General features: G+C 68.8%; 13 protein-coding genes. 1 reads left to right on the forward strand and 12 read right to left on the reverse strand.

The genetic code is table 11. The annotated features are described in order from the left end of the window. Positions 1-327: 327 nt before the first annotated feature. From ppc to uvrC, 9 genes are all read right to left on the reverse strand, one after another. The gene (gene ppc / locus ACY466_RS11345; RefSeq protein WP_463245501.1) at positions 328-3,090 is read right to left on the reverse strand and encodes a phosphoenolpyruvate carboxylase; all 2,763 of its coding nucleotides are present in this window, start codon (positions 3,088-3,090) and stop codon (positions 328-330) included. Positions 3,091-3,180: 90 nt separating this feature from the next. Continuing rightward, the gene (gene secG, locus ACY466_RS11350; protein ID WP_463245502.1) at positions 3,181-3,414 is read right to left on the reverse strand and encodes a preprotein translocase subunit SecG; all 234 of its coding nucleotides are present in this window, start codon (positions 3,412-3,414) and stop codon (positions 3,181-3,183) included. 109 nt (positions 3,415-3,523) lie between these two features. After that, positions 3,524-4,309 (reverse strand): triose-phosphate isomerase, encoded by a 786-nt coding sequence (tpiA, locus tag ACY466_RS11355; protein WP_463245503.1) that lies wholly within the window; start codon positions 4,307-4,309, stop codon positions 3,524-3,526. A gap of 5 nt (positions 4,310-4,314) precedes the next feature. Continuing rightward, the gene (locus ACY466_RS11360) at positions 4,315-5,526 is read right to left on the reverse strand and encodes a phosphoglycerate kinase (protein WP_463245504.1); all 1,212 of its coding nucleotides are present in this window, start codon (positions 5,524-5,526) and stop codon (positions 4,315-4,317) included. A gap of 5 nt (positions 5,527-5,531) precedes the next feature. Then, on the reverse strand, positions 5,532-6,551 hold the full coding sequence (gene gap, locus ACY466_RS11365) for a type I glyceraldehyde-3-phosphate dehydrogenase (protein WP_463245505.1): 1,020 nt from the start codon (positions 6,549-6,551) through the stop codon (positions 5,532-5,534). A 158-nt stretch (positions 6,552-6,709) separates the two neighbouring features. Continuing rightward, positions 6,710-7,693 carry a DNA-binding protein WhiA gene (gene whiA, locus ACY466_RS11370; RefSeq protein ID WP_463245506.1) on the reverse strand — a complete coding sequence of 328 codons (984 nt, stop codon included), beginning with the start codon at positions 7,691-7,693 and terminating at the stop codon, positions 6,710-6,712. Positions 7,694-7,771: 78 nt separating this feature from the next. After that, on the reverse strand, positions 7,772-8,767 hold the full coding sequence (locus ACY466_RS11375) for a gluconeogenesis factor YvcK family protein (protein WP_463245507.1): 996 nt from the start codon (positions 8,765-8,767) through the stop codon (positions 7,772-7,774). Next, positions 8,764-9,630, reverse strand: a complete 867-nt coding sequence (gene rapZ, locus ACY466_RS11380; RefSeq protein ID WP_463252239.1) for an RNase adapter RapZ — start codon at positions 9,628-9,630, stop codon at positions 8,764-8,766. Before rapZ ends, ACY466_RS11375 begins: the two co-directional genes overlap by 4 nt. 92 nt (positions 9,631-9,722) lie before the next feature. Next, complete coding sequence (gene uvrC / locus ACY466_RS11385) at positions 9,723-11,855, reverse strand: excinuclease ABC subunit UvrC (protein ID WP_463245508.1); 2,133 nt, start codon at positions 11,853-11,855, stop codon at positions 9,723-9,725. 181 nt (positions 11,856-12,036) lie between these two features. Here uvrC and ACY466_RS11390 point away from each other — a divergent pair, with 181 nt between their 5' ends. Continuing rightward, positions 12,037-13,998 (forward strand): gamma-glutamyltransferase family protein, encoded by a 1,962-nt coding sequence (locus ACY466_RS11390; RefSeq protein ID WP_463245509.1) that lies wholly within the window; start codon positions 12,037-12,039, stop codon positions 13,996-13,998. Positions 13,999-14,002: 4 nt separating this feature from the next. Here ACY466_RS11390 and ACY466_RS11395 read toward each other — a convergent pair whose 3' ends face one another. Genes ACY466_RS11395 through ACY466_RS11405 form a run of 3 tightly spaced genes read right to left on the reverse strand, consistent with a single transcriptional unit; the run spans position 14,003 to position 16,235 of the window. Further along, positions 14,003-14,485 (reverse strand): PH domain-containing protein, encoded by a 483-nt coding sequence (locus ACY466_RS11395; RefSeq protein ID WP_463245510.1) that lies wholly within the window; start codon positions 14,483-14,485, stop codon positions 14,003-14,005. After that, positions 14,482-14,967 (reverse strand): 6,7-dimethyl-8-ribityllumazine synthase, encoded by a 486-nt coding sequence (gene ribH, locus ACY466_RS11400; protein WP_463245511.1) that lies wholly within the window; start codon positions 14,965-14,967, stop codon positions 14,482-14,484. The genes ACY466_RS11395 and ribH overlap by 4 nt, the downstream gene beginning before the upstream one ends. Next, positions 14,967-16,235: a bifunctional 3,4-dihydroxy-2-butanone-4-phosphate synthase/GTP cyclohydrolase II gene (locus tag ACY466_RS11405; protein ID WP_463245512.1), complete on the reverse strand. Its 1,269-nt coding sequence runs from the start codon at positions 16,233-16,235 to the stop codon at positions 14,967-14,969. The genes ribH and ACY466_RS11405 overlap by 1 nt, the downstream gene beginning before the upstream one ends. Positions 16,236-16,277 lie beyond the last annotated feature (42 nt).

Below are 16,277 nucleotides of genomic sequence, written 5' to 3' on the forward strand. Positions count from 1 at the left end.
ACGCTTACTCGGAGTCGGATCGGCGCGACGCGTCGTCGGCGCTCGACTCGTCCGAGGCACGGTGCCGATCGTCGCCGACGGGACCGCCGCGCGATCGACGACGTGGCACCCCCGATCGCCACGCCGCACCGCTCCCGGTCGACCCCGTCATTTCTGTTGCGCCGCAATACCTCACGTGCTCCCCCGGACCACTGTCGGCAGATCGACTCTCGACCCGCCCCACCAGGGTTCGACGTGGAGAGTTCGCGTCCGGTTCCGTCCGGCGCGCACCGAACGGAACCTCACGACCGGGTGGCCCGCGGCGGCTGGTCGCCGGTACCCCGGCCGCTAGCCGCTGTTGCGCAGCGCCGTCGCGAGTCCGTTCATGGTCAGCAGAATGCCGCGCTTGACGGCGTCGCGATCGTCGCCGCCGCGGTATTGCCGCAACAGTTCCACCTGGAGGTGGTTCAGGGGCTCGAGGTACGGAAAACGGTTGAAGACGGAGCGGGCGAGCGCCGGATTGTCGTCCAGCAGACCCTCGTACCCGGTGATCGAGAGGTAGACCTGCACCGTGCGCTCGTACTCGGCGCTGATCTTGCCGAACACCAGGTCCCGCAGTTCCCGGTCCGGGACCAGATCCGCGTACCGCGCGGCGAGGCCCAGATCGGCCTTGGCCATCACCTGCGCCATGTTCGAGAGCACGGTACGGAAGAACGGCCAGGTCTTATAGAGGTTCCTCAGGGTCTGCAGTCGGTCGTCGTCGCCGTCGATCCACTGCTCGACGGCGGAACCGACGCCGTACCACCCCGGAAGCATCACGCGGCACTGACTCCAGGACATGACCCACGGGATCGCCCGGAGGTCGTACACCGATTCCGTGGGTTTGCGGGAGGCCGGCCGACTGCCGATGTTCAGCTCGCCGATCTCCGCAACCGGCGTGGACGTGCGGAAGTACTCGACGAAGCCGTCCGTCTCGTGGACCAGCTCGCCGTAGGCCGCGCGCGCTTTCGCAGCGAGGTCGTCGAGCACCGCGTAGGCGTCCTCGGCGTCGTCGCCGAGACCCTCGACATCCAACAGAGTCGATTCGAGCGTCGCGGCCAACAGGGTCTCGAGGTTGCGCCGGGCCAGCCGCGGCTCGGCGTACTTGGCGGCGATGACCTCGCCCTGCTCCGTGATGCGCAGCGATCCGGTGACGGCGCCCCGAGGCTGGGCCAGGATGGCGTCGTAGCTGGGGCCCCCGCCGCGCCCCACGGTGCCGCCTCGTCCGTGGAACAGACGCAGTCGGATCCCGGCGGCGCGGGCAGCATCGACGAGGTCGAGTTCTGCGCGGTAGAGGGCCCAGTTCGCGGCGAGGTAGCCGCCGTCCTTGTTGGAGTCGGAGTACCCCAGCATCACTTCCTGGTTGTCGCCGCGCGATGCGACGAGCGCGCGGTACACCGGGATCTCGAGGGTCGCCGTCAACGTGGCGGCGCCCTGCTGAAGATCCTCGATCGTCTCGAACAGCGGAACCACGCCCACCGCGGACGTCGGCCCGTCACCGGTGCCGGGGTCGAGGATGCCGGCCACCTTGAGCAGAACCGCGGCCTCGAGCATGTCGCTGACCGAGGTGCACATGCTGATGATGTAGTTCGGAACGGCGGCTCCGCCGAAGGTGCGCACCGCATCCGCGGCCGCGGCCGTGATGGCCAGTTCCTTGGTGGTGAGTTCGCTGAAGGTGGCCTGCGCGCCGACCAGCGGCCGCCGTGTCTGCAGTTCGGCGGACAGGATGGCGACCCGCTCGTCCTCCGGCAACGAGGCGTAATCGGCGTGCACCCCCGCCCACGCCAGGAGTTCCGCCACCACGGTCTCGTGGACGTCGGAATTCTGCCGCAGGTCGAGGCCGGAGAGGTGGAACCCGAAGGTCTCGACGGACCACCGCAGAGTCTGCAGTCGGTGGTCTGCGAGCGCGTCGTCGGCGAACTCGCGCAACGACGCGTCGACCGTGTCCAGATCGTCCAGGAAGTGCTGAGCGACGCCGTAGGGCTCGAGGTCGCTGTCCAGGGTCCCGTCCGGGAGTTCGTCGAGAACGGCCCTCGCGGTCACGCTCAACCGCGCCCGAACACCTCGCAGTGCGCGCCGATACGGCTCGTCGGCGCGGAAGACGGACTCGTCGTGCGAGGCGTCGGCCAGGCCGGAGAGCGCGTCGGTCACGCGCACCAGACGCGCCGACATCGACAGTTCGCGCTCGAGTTCGATCAGCTCGGCGAAGTAGTGTTCGAACGCCGTGAACGCGGCGCGCTGACCGGCCGTCCGTACCACCTCGCCGGTGACGAACGGATTCCCGTCGCGGTCGCCGCCGATCCACGACCCCGGCCGCAGCATGGGAGTGGGGAGCAGGTTCGCGTCCGGCCACCGGCTGCGCAGCGCGGCTCGCAGTTCGGCGTTCACGGCGGGAATGACGTCGAGGAGCGACATGCTGTAGTACCGCAGGCCCACCTCGATCTCGTCCTGGATTCGCAAGCGGGACAGGCGAATCAGTGCTGTCTGCCAGAGCGTGAGGATCTGTCGGTTGATGTCGGCGTCGACTGCGGCGAGTTCCGCCTTGTCGAGTTCGGTGCGCTCGCGGAACCGCATGAGCTCGGTGATGCGGGCCTGCGTGTCGAACACCGTGCGGCGACGGGTCTCGGTGGGGTGCGCGGTGATCACCGGGGAGACCAGCGCGTCGCGGAGAAGTTCTTCGACCGTGCTCGAATCGAGTTCGGCGGCATCGAGTTTGGCGTAGGTGGCGGCGAGGGTGCTGTCCTGTGGCGGCTCCCCCGCTCGCACGTGGACGGCCCGACGCCGTTCGCGGTGGATGTCCTCGGCGAGGTTGGCCAGCAGGGAGAAGTGGCTGAAGGCCCGGATGACGGGAACGGCCGTGCCGATGTCGATGCCGTCGAAGAGGTCGGCCAGCTCGGCGCGGTCGATCTCCGAGCGGCGGACGCGGAACGACTCGACCCGAGCGCGCTCGACGAGGTCGAAGACGGCCTCGCCCTCGTGGTCCCGAACGATGGATCCCAGCATGGCGCCGAGAAGCCGAATGTCTTCGCGCAGAGGTTCGGTGGCGGGCAGACCGGGATCGACGACTGTCATGCGGTCAAGTATCGCGGCACCCGTCCGCGAACGCACATCGGGACGACACCGTCACGCGGGTGGTGGTGCGGAGCAGCGACAGGGGGTGAATCAGGAGAACTTGATCTCCAGGCCGATGCCCAGGATGCAGATCAACCAGACGATCGCGGTGAACACGGTGACCCGGTCGAGGTTCTTCTCGACGACGCTGGACCCGGACAGGGACGACTGGACGCCGCCGCCGAACAGGCTCGACAGACCGCCACCCTTGCCGCGGTGCAGCAGGACGAAGACGAGAAGACCGATGCTGGTGATGACCAGCAGGATGTCCAGGAACGTGCGCATGATCAGTCATCCTACAGAAGACGGGTGGGGCCTCGCCGCACCCGTACCGACGCGCGTCGCCCGTGCCGACGATGCGACACGGGCGACGGGCAGAACGGAACCGGTCGAATCAGGGCAGCGGTCCGCCGGCGGCGATCGCGCACAGCGTGGCGAACTCGTCCGCCTTGAGCGACGCTCCGCCGACGAGAGCCCCGTCGACGTCGGTCTGGCCGACGATCTCCCCCACGTTCTTGGAGCTGACGCTTCCGCCGTAGAGCACACGCACCGCCGCGGCGGTGTCGACATCGGTGAGGGACGCCAGCTCCTGACGGATCGCCCCGCACACCTCCTGCGCGTCGGCGGCGCTGGCGACCCGGCCGGTACCGATGGCCCAGACGGGCTCGTAGGCCACCACGATCGAGCCGATCTCCTCGGCGCTCAGGCCGGAGAGAGATCCACGCAACTGCTCGACGTTGTAGGCCACGTGCTCGCCCGCCTCGCGCACGTCGAGGCCCTCACCGATGCAGACGATGGGAGTCAACTCGTACTTCAGCGCGGCCTTGGTCTTGGCCAGCACCGTCTCGTTGCTCTCCCCGTGCCCGGCCCGACGCTCGGAGTGGCCCACCACCACGAACGAGCACCCCAGCTTGGCCAGGAACGCTCCGCTGATGTCACCGGTGAACGCACCGGAGTCCTCGGGCGAGATGTCCTGTCCGCCGTACTTCAGAAGCAGCTTGTCGCCCTCGATGAGGGTCTGCACGCTGCGGATGTCGGTGAACGGCGGCAGCACCGCGACGTCGACCTTCTCGAAGTACTTGGTGGGCAACGAGAACGCGATCTTCTGAACCAGCGCGATGGCTTCGAGATGGTTCAGATTCATCTTCCAGTTGCCGGCGATGAGCGGGGTTCGTGCCATCGGTTTCAGTCCTCCAGGATCGACAGGCCGGGGAGCTTCTTGCCCTCCAGGTATTCGAGCGACGCCCCACCACCGGTGGAGATGTGCGAGAAACCGTCGTCGGGCAGACCGAGAGCACGCACCGCTGCGGCCGAGTCACCGCCGCCGACGACGCTGAACGCGCCCTTGCCGGTGGCCGCGACGATGGCCTTCGCGATGCCCTCGGTGCCGGCGGCGAACTTCTCGAACTCGAAGACGCCCGCGGGACCGTTCCAGAAGATCGTCTTCGCGTTGCTCAGCACGGCCTCGAAGCGATCGATCGACTCGGGTCCGATGTCGAGCCCCATCCAGTCGCCGGGGATCGCGTCGGCCGCGACCACCGACGAGTCGGCGTCGGGGGCGAACCGATCCGCGACCACGATGTCGACCGGGAGGTGGATGACGTCGCCGAAACGCTCGAGGAGGTTGCGGCAGACCTCGATCTGGTCCTCCTGCAGCAAGGAGGTGCCCACGGAGAGCCCCTGAGCGGCGAGGAAGGTGTACGCCATACCGCCGCCGATCACGAGGGTGTCCACCTTGGGGGCGAGGGCCTCGATCACGCCGAGCTTGTCCGAGACCTTCGACCCACCGAGCACCACGGCGTAGGGCCGGGGAGCGTTCTCGGTGAGGGTGGCCAGCACCTTGACCTCGGCGTCGACGAGCGTCCCCGCGTAGTGCGGCACCAGCGTCGCGACGTCGTACACCGACGCCTGCTTGCGGTGGACGACGCCGAAACCGTCGGACACGAACGCGGCGTCGTCACCGGCGAGGGTGACGAGTTCGCGTGCGAGGGCGAGCCGCTCGGACTCGTCCTTGCTGGTCTCGCGCGGATCGAAGCGGATGTTCTCGAGAAGCAGGACGTCTCCGTCGGTCAGACCCTCGGCACGCGCCTCGGCATCCTGACCGACGACGTCGCCCGCGAGTTGCACGTGCCGACCGAGCATCTCGCCCAGCTTCGCCGCGACCGGCGCCAACGAGTACTTGGCGTCCGGGGTTCCGTCGGGACGACCGAGGTGCGCCATGACGATGACCTTGGCGCCGGCGTCGACCAGAGTGCGCAGGGTCGGCAACGAGGCCTCGATGCGGCCGGCATCCGTGATGACGCCGTCGTCCAGCGGGACGTTGAAGTCCGAGCGCACGAGTACGCCGCGACCGGAGACACCGGTGTCGAGCAGATCTTGCAGAGTCTTGACAGCCATCGGCGTCAGAGCGACTTGCCGACGAGACCGATGAGGTCGACGAGGCGGTTGGAGTAGCCCCACTCGTTGTCGTACCAGGAGACGATCTTGACCTGGTCGTCGATCACCTTGGTGAGCGGCGCGTCGAAGATCGACGAGTGCGGGTCGGTGACGATGTCCGACGACACGATGGGTGCGGTGCTGTACTTCAGGATCCCCTTCAGGGGGCCCTCGGCCGCAGCCTTCATCGCCGCGTTGATGTCCTCGACCGACGCCGACTTCTTCAGGTTGGCGGTGAGGTCGGTGACCGAGCCGGTGGGAATGGGCACGCGCAGCGCGTAGCCGTCGAGCTTGCCCAGCAGCTGCGGGAGCACCAGGCCGATGGCCTTGGCCGCACCGGTGCCGGTGGGGACGACGTTCAGAGCGGCGGCGCGCGCGCGACGCAGGTCCGAGTGCGGGCCGTCCTGGAGGTTCTGGTCCTGGGTGTACGCGTGGATCGTCGTCATGAGTCCCTTGACGATGCCGAACTCGTCGTCGAGGACCTTGGCGATGGGGCCGAGGCAGTTGGTGGTGCACGAGGCGTTGGAGATGATGTTCTGGCTGCCGTCGTACTTGTCGTCGTTGACGCCCATCACGATGGTGATGTCCTCGCCCTTGGCGGGCGCCGAGATGATGACCTTCTTGGCGCCGGCGTCGATGTGGCCCTGTGCCTTCGACGCGTCGGTGAAGATGCCCGTGCTCTCGACGACGACGTCGACGCCCAGGTCACCCCAGGGCAGAGCCGACGGTCCCTCGCGGAGCGAGAGCGCCTTGATCTTGCGATCGCCGACGACGATGGTGTCGTCACCCTCGAGCGACACCTCGTGGGGCAGGCGGCCGAGGATGGAGTCGTACTTGAGGAGGTGAGCGAGCGCTGCGTTGTCCGTGAGGTCGTTGACCGCCACGATCTCGATGTCGGTGGTACCGAGCGCCCTCTGCGCGTCGATCGCCCGGAAGAAATTGCGTCCGATACGACCGAAGCCGTTCACGCCAACCCGAACCGTCACTGTTCGCTCCTTTGCTGTACTGCATCGTCGGTGCGCGGGTCGCGCACCGGAGTCCTTCTGTGTGCACGTGTCGTGCAAGAGGTGTTCGCGGCAGAGGACGACTGTCCGTCCCCGTGCGCGTGGTCCACCCTAGTGCTCGGCGCTCGCCGTCGTGAAGTTCAGGCGTCGTCGAGCAACTCGGCCGTCACCGCGGACTCGGTGTCCGGTACGCCGTCTTCCTTGGCCTTGCGATCCGCCATGGAGAGCAACCGTCGGATGCGTCCGGCCACGGCGTCCTTGGTCATCGGCGGGTCGGCCAACTGGCCGAGTTCCTCCAGGGACGCCTGGCGATGCTGCACCCGGAGATGTCCGGCGGCCGAGAGATGATCGGGCACCTCGTCACCCAGGATGGCCAGCGCCCGTTCGACGCGGGCGGCCGCCGCCACCGCAGCGCGGGCGGAGCGGCGAAGATTGGCGTCGTCGAAATTCGCCAGGCGATTCGCCGTGGCACGAACCTCGCGTCGCATGCGCCGCTCCTCCCAGGTCAGCCGGGTGTCCTGCGCGCCCATTCGGGTCAACAGGGCCCCGATGGCCTCACCGTCGCGTACGACGACGCGATCGGCTCCGCGAACCTCACGCGCCTTGGCGGCCACCCCGAGCCGGCGCGCCGCACCGACGAGGGCCAGGGCGGCCTCCGGACCGGGGCAACTGACCTCGAGGGCCGACGAACGGCCGGGTTCGGTGAGCGATCCGTGCGCCAGGAATGCGCCACGCCACGCGGCCTCGGCGTCGGCGACGGTGCCTCCCACGACCTGGGCGGGCAGCCCGCGCACCGGTCGACCACGCATGTCCAGCAGGCCCGTCTGACGGGCGAGGGCCTCGCCGTCCTTGGCCACCCGCACCACGTAGCGCGAGGTCTTGCGCAGACCACCCGCACTGATGACGTGGACGTCGGCGCCGTAGCCGAACAGCTCGAAGATCTCGCGGCGGAGCCGGCGCGCGATGGATCCGAGATCGACCTCCGCCTCCACGACCACCCGGCCGGCCACGATGTGCAGACCGCCGGCGAAGCGCAGGAGTGCCGACACCTCGGCCTTCCGGCAACTCACCTGGGTGACCGTGAGCCGGCTCAGTTCGTCCTTGACATCGGCTGTCATGGCCACGAAATCGATTCCTTCCCTCTTCTGTTCGTTCTACTGCTCGTCGTGTCGGCGAGCCGTGTTCGGCGCGGCGGACGTGTCTCAGGGGCGGGACGACGCGGGTAGCAGCCCCGCGAGAACCGCCGCCAGTTTCGGCACGTCGTGTGCGTTGGGTGTGGCTCCCGCGACGTCCGCGTAGACGACGTCCGCACCGAAGAGCGCGGCCGCTCGTGCGAGGTGTTCCCGTTCGGAGCCCTCCGGAACCGACATCGAGTCCACCACCACGTGGTGGACCGTGAAGCCCGGCGCGTGTTGGGACAATACGTGCAGGTGCCGCTCCGCGGAGAAGCCCGTGGTCTCCCCCGGTTCCGGCGCCAGGTTGAGCACCAGGACCTTGGTCGCGTCGGTCGAACGCAGCGCGGCCGACAAATCCGGCACCAGCACGTGGGGCAGCACGGACGAGAACCAGGATCCGGGACCGAGCACCACCAGGTCGGCACGATCGACGGCGCGCAGAGCCTGATCGGTGGCCGGCGGATCGGCGGGACGCAGCCGCACTCGTCGCACCTTTCCCGGGGTCGTCGCCACCGCGACCTGGCCGCGGATGACGCGACTGACCCGAGGATCGGCCTCCAGCCCCGACACGTCCGCCTCGATGTCCAACGCCATCGGCGACATCGGCAGCACTCGGCCGTCGACGTTCAGCAGGCGCGCGGCTTCGTCCAGGGCGGTGACCGGATCGCCGAGCACCTCGGCGAGCCCGGCGAGCACCAGATTTCCCACCGAGTGACCGGCCAGCGCACCGCTGCCCCCGAACCGGTGTTGCAGGACGTCGGCCCACATGCGGCTGCGCGGGTCGGTTCCGGCCAGCGCGGCCAGCGCCATGCGGAGATCGCCGGGCGGAATCATGCCGAGTTCCGCGCGCAAGCGGCCCGAGGACCCGCCGTCGTCGGCGACGGTCACCACCGCCGTGATCCGGGTGGACAATCGCCGGACCGCGGACAGGGTCGCGTGCAGACCGTGTCCACCGCCCAGGGCGACGATATCGGCGCCCTCCGCCGGCGGGTGAGGTAGATCGGCGTCGTCCGTCTCGCTCACTCGCGCCCCAGATCGCGATGGACGACTCGAACGGTGGTGTCCGGATCTGCCCGCAGCAGTTCGGCCAACGCCTCGGTGGTGGCCACACTGCGATGTTTGCCGCCGGTGCACCCGACCGCGACGGTCATGTACCGCTTGCCCTCGTGCCGGTATCCGCCGAGCGTCAACGTCAGGAGTCGGTGGTAGAGGTCGAGGTACTCGGCCGCACCGGGCTGACCGAGCACGTAGTCACGAACTCCGCTGTCGCGGCCGGTGAGCGCCCGTAACTCGGGCACCCAGTGCGGATTCGGCAGGAAACGCATGTCGCACAACACGTCCGCGTCGAGCGGGAGGCCGTACTTGAAGCCGAAGGACTCCACGGTGACCGCGATGGTTCCCACCGTCTCGTCTCCGAACGTCGACGCGATCCGATCGCGCAGGCCGTGAACGGACAGCAACGAGGTGTCGATCACCACGTCCGCGGCTTCCTTGGCCTCGGCGAGCTGTGCGCGCTCGTCGGCGATGCCCTCGAGCAGGGTGCCGTCGACACCGTAGTTCTGCAACGGGTGGCTACGCCGGACCGATTCGAAGCGTCGGATCAGGACGTCGTCGGACGCGTCGAGAAACAGCACGCGCGGGTGCACGTCGTCCGCCGTGAGGTCGGCCAGCAGAGTGGTCACGTCGCCGTTGAACAGACGACTGCGGACGTCCACCACGAGCGCCAGGCGGTCGATCGCCGGATCGGAGGTGCGACCGATGTCGATCATGCGTGAGATCAGTTCCGGTGGCATGTTGTCCGCGACGTACCAGCCGAGGTCTTCCAACACCTTGGCCGCGGTGCCGAGTCCGGCTCCGGACAGCCCGGTGACCAGCGCCACCTCGATGTCCGGGCGCCCGGTCCCCCGCCGTGCTTCGGACCTACGAACGGGGGCGACCGCGTGGGTCGCCACGGCTCTCGTGGAATCTCTCGGAGCGTTCACTCGGCCGACTGTCCTGTTCCTCGGTGACTCGCGTGCTCGGGTGCAAACTTCTCTTCGTCATCATTGCGCACCGAAGCGGTCTTCGCGCCGTCACCGTGATCGTTCGCCGGGACCGGCACCTCGCTCGCCGGAACGCCGAGCGCCTCGAGAACCGACCGCGCCGTGGCGTCACCGATGCCGGGCACCTGAACGATCTCGGACACCGTCGCCTGCTTGAGCTTGGCCACCGAACCGAAGTGCGTGACCAGGGCAGTGCGGCGAGCTTCGCCGAGACCACGCACCGAGTCGAGGGCCGATGCCGTCATCCGCTTGGACCGCTTGCTGCGGTGGAAGGTGATGGCGAAGCGGTGCGCCTCGTCGCGCACTCGTTGCAGCAGGAACAGCGACTCGCTGGTTCGCGGCAGAATCACCGGGTCGGTCTCCCCCGGCACCCACACCTCCTCGAGGCGTTTCGCCAGGCCCACCACCGCCACGTCCGTCACGCCGAGTTCGTCGAGCACCTCCGCCGCCGCGGCGACCTGGGGAGCGCCGCCGTCGACCACGAACAGGTTGGGCGGGTACGCGAATCGACGCGGTCGTCCGGTGGCCGGATCGAGGGACGCGTCGGGTGCGAGGTCGCCGCCGGTGTCCTTGCCGTGGCGCAGGAACCGTCGGCGGGTGACCTCGGCGATGCTCGCGACATCGTCCGAGTGACCGTCCCCGGCGGCTTCCTTGATCGCGTAGTGCCGATAGTCGCTCTTGCGGGGCAACCCGTCCTCGAACACCACCAACGACGCCACCACGTCGGTCCCCTGGACGTGCGAGATGTCGATGCACTCGATGCGCAGCGGGGCGCTGTCGAGATCCAGAGCCTCCTGGATCCCCTGCAACGCCGCCGAGCGCGACGTGAAGTCACCGGCCCGCCGAAGCTTGTGTTGCTGCAGCGATTCGACCGCGTTGCGATGCACGGTCTCGGCGAGCGCACGCTTGTCCCCGCGCTGCGGAACGCGCAGCCGAACGGCCGAGCCGCGCAGCGAGCTGAGCCACGACTGGACCTCGTCCGCGTTGGGCGGAAGCACCGGGACCAACACCTCGCGAGGTACCGCGTTGGTGGTGGCGTCGTCGGCGCCGGCGGACAGCGACGCCTGCTCACCGTAGAACTGGGTCAGGAACTGCTCCACCAGTGCAGGCAGGTCGGAAGCTGCCTCCGGCGCTGTCTCCGACGTGGTCTCGGTGGCCGTACCGGAGGCAGGGGCGGCGTCGAGCACGTCCCCGGCCTTCTCGACCACCCATCCGCGCTGCCCGCGGACACGCCCGCCGCGGACGTGGAAAACCTGGACGGCGGCTTCGAGATCGTCGCTCGCGAATGCCACCAGATCGGCGTCGGTGCCGTCGCCGAGTACCACGGCCTGCTTCTCCAAGGCCCGCTTGAGCGCGCCGACGTCGTCGCGCAACCGTGCTGCGGTCTCGAAGTCGAGGTCCTCCGCCGCGGTCTGCATGCGCCCTTCGAGTTCGCGCACCAACCGATCGGTCTTGCCCGAGAGGAAGTCGCAGAAGTTCTCGACGGTGCGGCGGTGCTCGGCGGCGGAGACCCTGCCGACGCACGGCGCGGAACACTTGTCGATGTATCCGAGCAGGCAGGGACGGCCGATCTGATCGTGTCGCTTGAACACCCCGGCGGAACAGGTTCGGGCCGGGAACACGCGCAGCAGCAGATCGAGGGTCTCGCGGATGGCCCACGCGTGTGCGTACGGACCGAAGTACCGCACGCCCTTGCGGCGCGGACCGCGGTAGACGAACAGCCGCGGGTACTCCTCGTTCAGCGTGACCGCGAGCATCGGATAGCTCTTGTCGTCGCGGTAGCGAACGTTGAATCGCGGATCGAACTCCTTGATCCAGTTGTACTCGAGTTGGAGTGCCTCCACCTCGGTGGTGACCACCGTCCACTCGACGCTCGCCGCCGTCGAGACCATCTGCCGGGTGCGCGGATGGAGTCCCGCGATGTCGGCGAAGTACGAATTGAGTCGGCTCCGCAGGCTCTTCGCCTTGCCGACGTAGATCACTCGCCCGTGGGGGTCGCGAAACTTGTACACGCCGGGCTCCACCGGAATGGTGCCGGTGGCCGGGCGGTACGTAGCGGGATCGGGCACGCCGTCCAGGTTAGTCGCCGGGTGCGACACTCCGATCCGGGGTGATCGGGGTGCCGAGCAGCGGCGCGAACCACTCCACGGCCAGTGCGTCGACGGTCCGCGCGGCCGGAAACACGACTTTTCCCGACCATCCGGACCGATTGCGCCGTTCGTGCTGCGAAGTTCGCTTTCCCGTTGTCTGATGTTTCCCGTGACTCCTCGACCTGCACTCCTCCGCCTGGTGGCCGTCACCGCCACCCTTGCTCTCGCGGCCACCGCGTGCTCGTCCGACGCGAGCACCGACGCCGACGCCCCGTCCTGCGTGATCGGCGGCGGCGGAACGCCGGTGTCGGAGGCCCCGGGCACGGGTGCCGACGGCGCGCCCGAGGTCGCGACCGGATATCGCAGCGGGATGACGGCCGTACGCACGGCGTCGTACGCGGTTTCCACTGCCAACCCGCTGTCGACGGAGGCGGCGTGCGAGGTCCTGCGCGACGGAGGTTCGGCCGCCGACGCGTTGGTCGCGGCGCAGACGGTGCTGGGTCTGGTCGAACCGCAGAGCTCCGGTATCGGCGCCGGCGCGTTCCTGCTCTACTACGACGCCGAATCCGGTGACCTCCAGGCGTACGACGGCCGCGAGACGGCTCCGGCCTCCGCGACCGAGAACTACCTTCGCTTCGTGGACGACACGGCCGCACCCGGGGCTCCTGCCGATCTGTCCGCCCCCATGCCCGACGCCCGCAGCAGCGGACGATCCATCGGCGTCCCCGGTGCGGTGCGACTTCTCGAGGCGGTCCACACCGACCACGGCAACCAGGAGTGGCGATCGCTCTTCGACCCGGCCATCGCGCTGTCGGACAACGGCTTCGAGATCGGTCCCCGCATGGCGACGTCGATCGCGGGATCGGCCGAGGAGCTCGCGCTCGATCCCGCGTCCGCCGAGTACTTCCTCCTGCCCGACGGCTCGCCGAAGCCCGCCGGCACGGTACTCACCAACCCCGGCATGGCCAAGACACTGGGCGCGATCGCCACGGACGGTGCCGACGCGTTCTACACCGGCGCCATCGCGCAGTCCGTCGTCGACGCGACCGCGGACCCGACGGGTGGACGCACGCCGGGCCGCCTGAGCCTGGACGATCTGGCCTCGTACGAGGTGAAGCAGCGCGATGCCGTCTGTACCGAGTACCGGGAGCACGACGTGTGCGGAATGCCGGGTCCGTCGTCGGGCGGCATTGCCGTGGCCTCGGTCCTGGGCATTCTGTCGAACTTCGACATGGCGCAGTTCCCGCCGACCGAAGTGGGGGTCGACGGAGGAGTCCCGGACGCGCAGGCAGTGCATCTCATCGCCGAGGCCGAGCGGCTGGCCTACGCGGACCGCGACAAGTACATCGCCGATCCCGATTACATCGCCTTGCCCGGCGGAAGTCCCGACGCACTGCTCGATCCCGAGTACCTCGCCGAACGCGCCGACACCATCGACCTCGATCGCAGCATGGGCACGGCGGAACCCGGCGACTTCGGGCCCGTTCCGCTGAGCAGCTACTCCGGGCCCGAGTCCGGAACCAGCCACATCAGCATCGTGGACCGCGACGGAAACGTCGCGAGCATGACGACGACGGTCGAATCGGCCTTCGGCTCGTTTCACATGACCGAGGGTTTCCTACTCAACAACCAGCTGACCGACTTCTCCGCAACGCCGGTGGGCGACGACGGCAGCCCGGTGGCCAATCGCGTCGAACCGGGCAAGCGCCCCCGCAGTTCCATGGCGCCGACGGTGGTGTTCGACCGCGCCGACGACGGCAGCCGCGGCGAGGTCCGCGCGGTCACCGGTTCTCCGGGCGGGTCCGCGATCATCCAGTTCGTCGTCAAGAACCTGGTTGCCGTGCTCGATTGGGACCTGGACCCGCAGCAGGCGGTGTCGTTGGTGAACGTGGGCGCCGCGAACACCCCGACCACCAACGTCGGCGGCGAGCACCCCGATATCGACGCGACCGCCGACGGCGCGTCGGACCTGCTCGTCACCGAACTGCGGTCGAAGGGACACCAGGTGTCCGTCGCGGATCAGTCGAGCGGATCCAGCGCACTCGTCCGCACGGACGAGGGGTGGATCGGCGGCGCCGATCCACGACGCGAGGGCGTGGTGATGGGCGACACCGTCGAGTGAACGGTCAGGTGTACTTCTGCTCGAGCGCGCGGAACGTGCGAGCCGCGTGCACCGCGTACTCCCGGTCGTTCGCCTGGATGGCCATGACCGGCAGATATTCGTCGAACGGCAATTCGATCCGCGCCCAGCTGGAATTCGGCGTGAACGTCAACCCCTGAACCTCGTGCCAGGGCACCAGTCGCTGGTTGATCAGGTTGCGCACCTCGACCCCGTCCGCGTTCGCCCGCACGCGGGGCCGGGCCAGCAGCAGGACCCCGCCCGCCATGGCGGCGCCGATACCGATCATCGCGAACTGGTCGACGACCTGGAAGTAGACGCCCGTGTTGGCGCTCCGCAGCAGAACGGCGAGTGTGGCGTGCACGAGGAAGATGACGGCGGCGATACCGGCGGCCCATCGGGCGCTCTTCCGCGGGCGCGCCTCGAGCTCCCACTCGGTATCGCTGCCGGAGGTCGTCCGCGCGCTCGTCGAGTCCGCCGCGTCGGTCATGATGCCCCGCCCGTTCTGAGCCCCTTGAGGGTGAGCGCGGTGTCGATGGCGGCGGCCACGGCCTGCGCGCCCTTGTCTTCCTTGGAACCCGGCAGACCGGCGCGGTCCAACGCCTGCTGCTCGTCGTTCACCGTCAGTACCCCGTTGGTGACCGGGGTCGACTCGTCGAGCGAGACGCGGGTCAACCCGGCGGTGACGGCGTCGCACACGTACTCGAAGTGCGGGGTGCCCCCGCGAATCACCACACCCAGAGCGACCACGGCGTCGTGGGTGCGCGCGAGCTGCTGCGCCACCACCGGGATCTCGATGGCTCCGGCCACGCGCACCAGGGTGACGTCCCGCAGACCGGCTTCCGCGGCCCGTCGCTGTGCCCCCTCGATCAACGCGGTGCTGACCTTCTCGTGCCACTGACCGGCGACGATGGCCACCTTGAGCAGTTCGGCGCCGCCGAGCTGCAGTACGGGTTCTCCCTCGCCGCTCATCACAGCCCTCCGGCGTCCGGTGCGATAGGACGGTCGTACGCGTCGAGACCGGCGAGATCGTGTCCCATACGGTCGCGCTTGGTGCGCAGGTAGGTCAGGTTCTCGGCGTTCGCTCGCAGCGGCATCGGCACTCGTTCCGTGATGTGCAACCCGTACCCGTCGAGTCCGACGCGCTTGGCCGGGTTGTTGGTGAGCAGGCGCATCGAGGAGATACCGAGGTCGACGAGGATCTGCGCGCCCAGACCGTAGTCCCTGGCGTCGGCAGGCAGTCCGAGCTGCAGGTTCGCGTCCACGGTGTCCGAGCCGGCGTCCTGCAGCTGGTACGCCTGCAGTTTGTGCAGGAGTCCGATGCCGCGACCCTCGTGGCCGCGCATGTAGAGGACCACTCCGCGGCCCTCGGCGGCGACCATCTCGAGCGCCGCGTCGAGCTGCGGGCCGCAGTCGCAGCGCATGGATCCGAAGACGTCGCCGGTCAGGCACTCCGAGTGCACGCGCACCAGTACGTCGCTTCCGTCCGCGTCCGGTCCGGCGATGTCGCCCTTGACCAGTGCCACGTGCTCGACGTCCTCGTACACACTCTGGTAGCCCACCGCCCGGAACTCGCCGTGCGCCGTGGGAATCCGCGCCTCGGCGATCCTCACCACGTGCTTCTCGTGCTTGCGCCGCCAGGCGATGAGGTCGGCGATCGAGATCAGAGCCAGATCGTGGTCGTCGGCGAAGACGCGGAGCTCCTCCGTCTGCGCCATCGCTCCCTCGTCCTTCTGGCTGACGATCTCGCAGATGACCCCGGCCGGATGCAGATCCGCCATCCGGGTCAGGTCGACGGCGGCCTCGGTGTGGCCCGGACGGCGCAGCACGCCGCCTTCCTTCGCGCGCAGCGGGACGACGTGACCGGGGCGGGTGAAGTCGTTGGCCCCGGTGGCGGGGTCGGCCAGCAGCCGCATCGTCGCGGCGCGGTCGGAGGCGGAGATTCCGGTTCCGATGCCGACGCGTGCGTCGACCGTCACGGTGTACGCGGTGCCGTGCTTGTCCTGGTTCGTCGCGAACATCGGCGGGAGTCCGAGTCGATCGCAGTCCTCACCGGACAGGGGAACGCAGAGATAACCGGAGGTGTAGCGCACCATGAAGGCCACCAGCTCCGGGGTTGCCTTCTCGGCGGCGAAGATCAGATCGCCTTCGTTCTCGCGGTCCTCGTCGTCGACCACGACGACGGCTTTGCCCGCAGCGATGTCGGCGACTGCGCGCTCGATGGTGTCGAACCTGGTCACGCCGTGCGCTCCCCACTTCTGCCGCCCGCATTCTCGGGCGGA

It is taken from the genome of Rhodococcus sp. K11/5, assembly GCF_055193735.1.

Bases quoted from the DNA above. Each gene is read 5' to 3' on its own strand.
- tpiA (WP_463245503.1), bottom strand. From the start codon at position 4,309: ATGGCACGAACCCCGCTCATCGCCGGCAACTGGAAGATGAATCTGAAC.
- ACY466_RS11390 (WP_463245509.1), top strand. From the start codon at position 12,037: ATGTTTCCCGTGACTCCTCGACCTGCACTCCTCCGCCTGGTGGCCGTC.
- secG (WP_463245502.1), bottom strand. From the start codon at position 3,414: ATGCGCACGTTCCTGGACATCCTGCTGGTCATCACCAGCATCGGTCTT.
- ACY466_RS11395 (WP_463245510.1), bottom strand. From the start codon at position 14,485: ATGACCGACGCGGCGGACTCGACGAGCGCGCGGACGACCTCCGGCAGC.
- ACY466_RS11360 (WP_463245504.1), bottom strand. From the start codon at position 5,526: ATGGCTGTCAAGACTCTGCAAGATCTGCTCGACACCGGTGTCTCCGGT.
- ribH (WP_463245511.1), bottom strand. From the start codon at position 14,967: ATGAGCGGCGAGGGAGAACCCGTACTGCAGCTCGGCGGCGCCGAACTG.
- ppc (WP_463245501.1), bottom strand. From the start codon at position 3,090: ATGACAGTCGTCGATCCCGGTCTGCCCGCCACCGAACCTCTGCGCGAA.